We start from the raw sequence: 4,117 nt of genomic DNA, 5'->3' as shown, positions 1-4,117 counted from the left end.
CACACCCTCCCGGTCCGTGGTGTGGTCGTCCGCGAAACGACGGTCACCCGTCGCGTCCGGCACGTACTTCACACAGACAACGATCCTCAAGCTCACGGCCTTGTCTCCTGTACTGGTCTCGTCCGGCGGCTGCGGCGGTGCGAGCGGGCGCGAACACGGCACGCACCCGCCCCGGGCAGCGGATTCCCGTGCCGGTCCGGAACTTGCTGGCAGCATACTCGCCGGTAGCGCAGTGGTCACTACTGGCCAGTAGCTTATGCCGTGCGGCCACTCCGCCGCCTGCGCCCATCCTGCCCCAGCCCGGGGCCCGCTCCACCCGACGGGGCGAAACAAGTGCGGCCGGATCGCTCACACCGGGCTCGCGCCGCACTCTCACACCACCCGACGCTCACACCACCCGGCCGAGCGCCGCGATCACGTCCACCCGGCGCGGCTGCCCCGCCGCCCGCCGCACCACCCGGCCCTCCCCGTCCAGCACCAGGACGGTCGGCGTCCGCCGGACCTCCAGCCGCCGGACCAGCTCCAACCGCTCCTCGGCATCCACCTCGACGTGCTCGACCCCGTCGACCATCCCGGCCACCTCGGAGAGCACCCGCCGGGTGGCCCGACAGGGCTGGCAGAAGGCCGTCGAGAACTGCACCAGCGTCGCCCGTACGCCGAGCGGCCCGCCCAGCTCGGCCTCCGACAGCCGTACCGCCCCGTCCTCGCTGCTCACCCTCGGCCTCCCGTCGCTCCCGGCCCGCGGCGGCCGGGCCCGGCCGCCGTCGAGGCACGACAACGCACGCCGTCGGCCGGGTCATCCCGCCAGTCTGCGGCAGCGCCCGCGGCGCCCGAAACGCGGTCGACCGCCGAGGCCGGTCCACGTACGATCGGCCGATGGACTCCGACCGTCGCCCAACGCCGCCGCCGGCCTGCCGTCGCGTCACCACCCGGGCCCGGACCGCCGCCCGGCGACCACGCTGACACCCCGCGCTGCCGCTCGCCGCTCGCCGCCGCCCGTCGCGACCTCCAGGAGCCCCCGTTGCAGACCGACCCCCGCGGCCCCCGCTTAGCCGCAGCACTCAGCGCGTTCGTCCTGACCGTCGTCCTCTGCACCGGCAGCTGGCCCCTCCTGGCCGCCCAGACACTCGTCTTCGCCCTCGGCGCGTTCGGCGGCCTGCGCCTGGCCCTCTACGTCCGGCTGTTCCAGGTGCTGGTGCTCCCCCGACTCGCACCGCCCTCCGAGACCGAGGACGACCGGACGCTCCGCTTCGACCAGGGCGTCCTCATGGTGTTCGCCACGGTCGGTGCCCTCGGCTACTGCACCGAGGTGACCTGGCTCGGCGTGCTGGCCGGCGCGGCCGCCCTCACCGCCGCCCTCGGCAACGCCGCGTTCGGCTACTGCGTCGGCTGCGAGCTCTATCCCCTCGTCCGGCGCGCCCAGGGGCGCCTCACCGCCGGCACCTGACGCGGGTGGGCGAAAAGTTCCCGTGGCAATTGATCACGGAGATCACACCGCCGAATATTCGCTCGACCGCACGCCTCAGGTGACAGCAGGCACTCGTTCGGGGGATCATCTCCGTGAATCACCCGTGACCCGCCGCGGAGTGCCGTACTCCGGTCGGCACCACCCGCACAACGGAGCGGGTACCCGCCGAACCGGGCTCCGGCCCGTGGAAGTCAGGACTGACCGTGGCAGAGTTCGTGTACCCGCCGGTGATCGGCGCCGCACTCACCGCCTTCCGCGCGCTCGACGTGCGGATCAAGATCGTGGGCGCCGAACACATCCCCGCCAGGGGGGGAGCGGTACTGGTCAGCAACCACATCAGCTACCTGGACTTCCTCTTCGCGGGCCTCGGCGCGTACCGCGGCGGAAAGCGCAAGACCCGCTTCATGGCCAAGGACGACGTCTTCAAGCACCGGATCTCCGGCCCGCTGATGCGTGGCATGAAGCACATCCCGGTGGACCGCACCGACGGCCAGCCCGCGTACGAGGCCGCCGTGCGCGCCCTCAAGGCCGGCGAGGTGGTCGGGGTGTTCCCCGAGGCGACCATCAGCCGCTCCTTCATGCTGAAGAAGTTCAAGACCGGCGCCGCCCGGATGGCCGCCGACTCCGGCACCCCGCTGCTGCCCGTCGTGCTCTGGGGCACCCAGCAGCTCTGGACCAAGGGCCGCCCGAAGACCCTCACCAAGCGGCACGTCCCGGTCACCATCATGATCGGCGAACCTATCCACCTCGGGCCCGACGACAAGCCCGTCATGGTCACCCGGCGGCTGCGCGCCGCCATGAGCGAGATGCTCGACCAGGCCCAGCGCGAGTACCCTGGCAAGCCCTCCGGCCCGGACGACCGCTGGTGGCTGCCCGCCCAGCTCGGCGGCACCGCGCCCACCCTGGAGGTCGCCGAGGCCGAGGACGAGGCGGAGGCCCTCGCCAAGGCCGAGCGCCGCGCCGCCCGGGGCTGACCGCCAGGGGTTGGCCACCAAGGGTCGAGCCTCGCCCTCCCGCCACCCTTCTACTCCGTGTGGCCGAGCGGCAGCGGTCCGTCGCGTGTCGCCCGGTCGCCGGTGCCCCCCGTCTGACACAGTGACAGCTCCTTTCAGGGGCCTTCGTCCTGAATCCGCGGCGGGGGCCACACGTCGGAGCGGTCGAGAGGCTCGGAGGCGGAGATGGCACGGATCACCACCGGCACACGGCAGTCACCCACGGGCAGGGCCCGCACCCGCGCAAGCGCCGGTGCGGGCCTTCTGCTTCTGGGCACCCTGCTCACCGGCTGCGGCGCCGAACCCGGCGACATCCCGCTCTCGGAGCTCCGGCCGGAGACCCCCGCCGCCACCGAGCCGACACCCGCCGCGACCCCCGGCGTGGTCGGCGCGGCCGTCGGAGTCCCCACGGCCCCCGCGCACAACGGGCTGATCGCCAGTCGCGCGTACACCGACTCCTCCCGCACCAGCAGCGCGATCATCACCCTCTCCCCCGACGGCACCGGCCAGCGCCAGGTCACCCAGCCGCCCGCCCGCGCCATCGACGACCGCCCGGACTGGTCACCCGACGGCACCACCATCGCCTTCGACCGCACCGACCCGCACACCGGCACCGCCCGGCTCTGGACCGTCCCCACCGCCGGCGGCCCCGAGCACCAGATCAGCCAGCTCTGCGACGGCGCCACCGCCGACTGCACCAACGAGGACGAACGCGCCCCCGCCTTCTCCCCGGACGGCAAGCAGGTCGCCTTCAGCCGCTCCTGGGGCGCCCTCGACACGTCCGGCAGCCATCAGGTCCAGTACTCGGACCTCTACCTGATGAGCCCCGAAGGCACCGACGTCCAGCGGCTCACCTTCCTCACCAACGACAAGCCCTACTCCGGCACGGTCAGCAACCCCAGCTGGTCCCCCGACGGCAAGCAGCTCACCTTCGAGTACCGCACCAGTGCCACCGGGCAGCCCGCCAACAGCCGCGCCATCTACGTCGTCAGCGCGGACGGCACCGGGCTGCGCCAGCTCACCCCCTGGGAACTGCGCGCCAGCGAGCGCGCGGACTGGTCCCCCGACGGCACCCGGATCCTCTTCACCACCTACCCGGCCGGCCCCGACAACGCCCCCGGCGGCGCCATCTACACCATCCACCCCGACGGCAGCGCCGTCGGTGCCCTCACCCCCGCGACCTCCAACGCCTTCTTCGGCCCGGCCGCCTACGCTCCCGACGGCAAGTCCATCGTCTTCACCCAGGCCCCCTCGGGCGCCGGTACCGACCTCTACAGCATGCAGGCCGACGGTACGGGCGTCACCCGCCTCACCAACAGCGCGGACAGGTGGCTGAGCCGGCCCGCCTGGGGAACGGCGGACGTCCCGGCTGCTCCCACCGATCAGGTTCAGGCCCCTCAGGCGACCCAGGCGTTGCAGGCCCCCCAGGCAACCCAGGCTCCCAGGACGCCGCGGCCCGATGCCCGGCAGTCTGCCCAGGCCCAGGGGCAGGCGTCCGCCGACAAGCCGCGGTCCGGGACGGAATCCGGCTCCGGGGCCGGGGCCGACGAATAGATCTCCGGTTCCGGGAAATGCGAAAAGCCCCTGATCCGAATGGATCAGGGGCTTTTCAGAAGAATTGTTCGGCGGCGTCCTACTCTCCCACAGGGTCCCCCCT

At 72.8% G+C, this 4,117-nt stretch carries 4 protein-coding genes and 1 pseudogene; 3 read left to right on the top strand and 2 right to left on the bottom strand.

Annotated features, from left to right (window positions below; all coding sequences use genetic code 11):
• Window positions 1-96, bottom strand: a pseudogene (locus ACWDBE_RS39005) (electron transfer flavoprotein subunit beta); the annotation flags it as partial.
• Window positions 97-388: 292 nt separating this feature from the next.
• A complete protein-coding gene (locus ACWDBE_RS39000) occupies window positions 389-715 on the bottom strand; it encodes a TlpA family protein disulfide reductase (protein ID WP_392884596.1) in 327 nt (108 codons plus the stop codon).
• 306 nt (window positions 716-1,021) lie between these two features.
• On the opposite strand from ACWDBE_RS39000, the gene ACWDBE_RS38995 reads away from it, so the two are divergent.
• From ACWDBE_RS38995 to ACWDBE_RS38985, 3 genes are all read left to right on the top strand, one after another.
• Window positions 1,022-1,447: a DUF4395 domain-containing protein gene (locus tag ACWDBE_RS38995; RefSeq protein ID WP_449810353.1), complete on the top strand. Its 426-nt coding sequence runs from the start codon at window positions 1,022-1,024 to the stop codon at window positions 1,445-1,447.
• A 224-nt stretch (window positions 1,448-1,671) separates the two neighbouring features.
• Window positions 1,672-2,442, top strand: a complete 771-nt coding sequence (locus tag ACWDBE_RS38990) for a lysophospholipid acyltransferase family protein (RefSeq protein WP_449810352.1) — start codon at window positions 1,672-1,674, stop codon at window positions 2,440-2,442.
• A 204-nt stretch (window positions 2,443-2,646) separates the two neighbouring features.
• On the top strand, window positions 2,647-4,014 hold the full coding sequence (locus tag ACWDBE_RS38985) for a hypothetical protein (protein WP_449810351.1): 1,368 nt from the start codon (window positions 2,647-2,649) through the stop codon (window positions 4,012-4,014).
• The last annotated feature ends 103 nt before the right edge of the window (window positions 4,015-4,117 follow it).

Source organism: Kitasatospora sp. NPDC001132 (assembly GCF_053598415.1).
This window is presented reverse-complemented; position numbering and strand designations above follow the sequence as displayed.

Coding starts and splice junctions, on each gene's coding strand:
- ACWDBE_RS38985 (WP_449810351.1), top strand. CDS start 2,647: ATGGCACGGATCACCACCGGCACACGGCAGTCACCCACGGGCAGGGCC.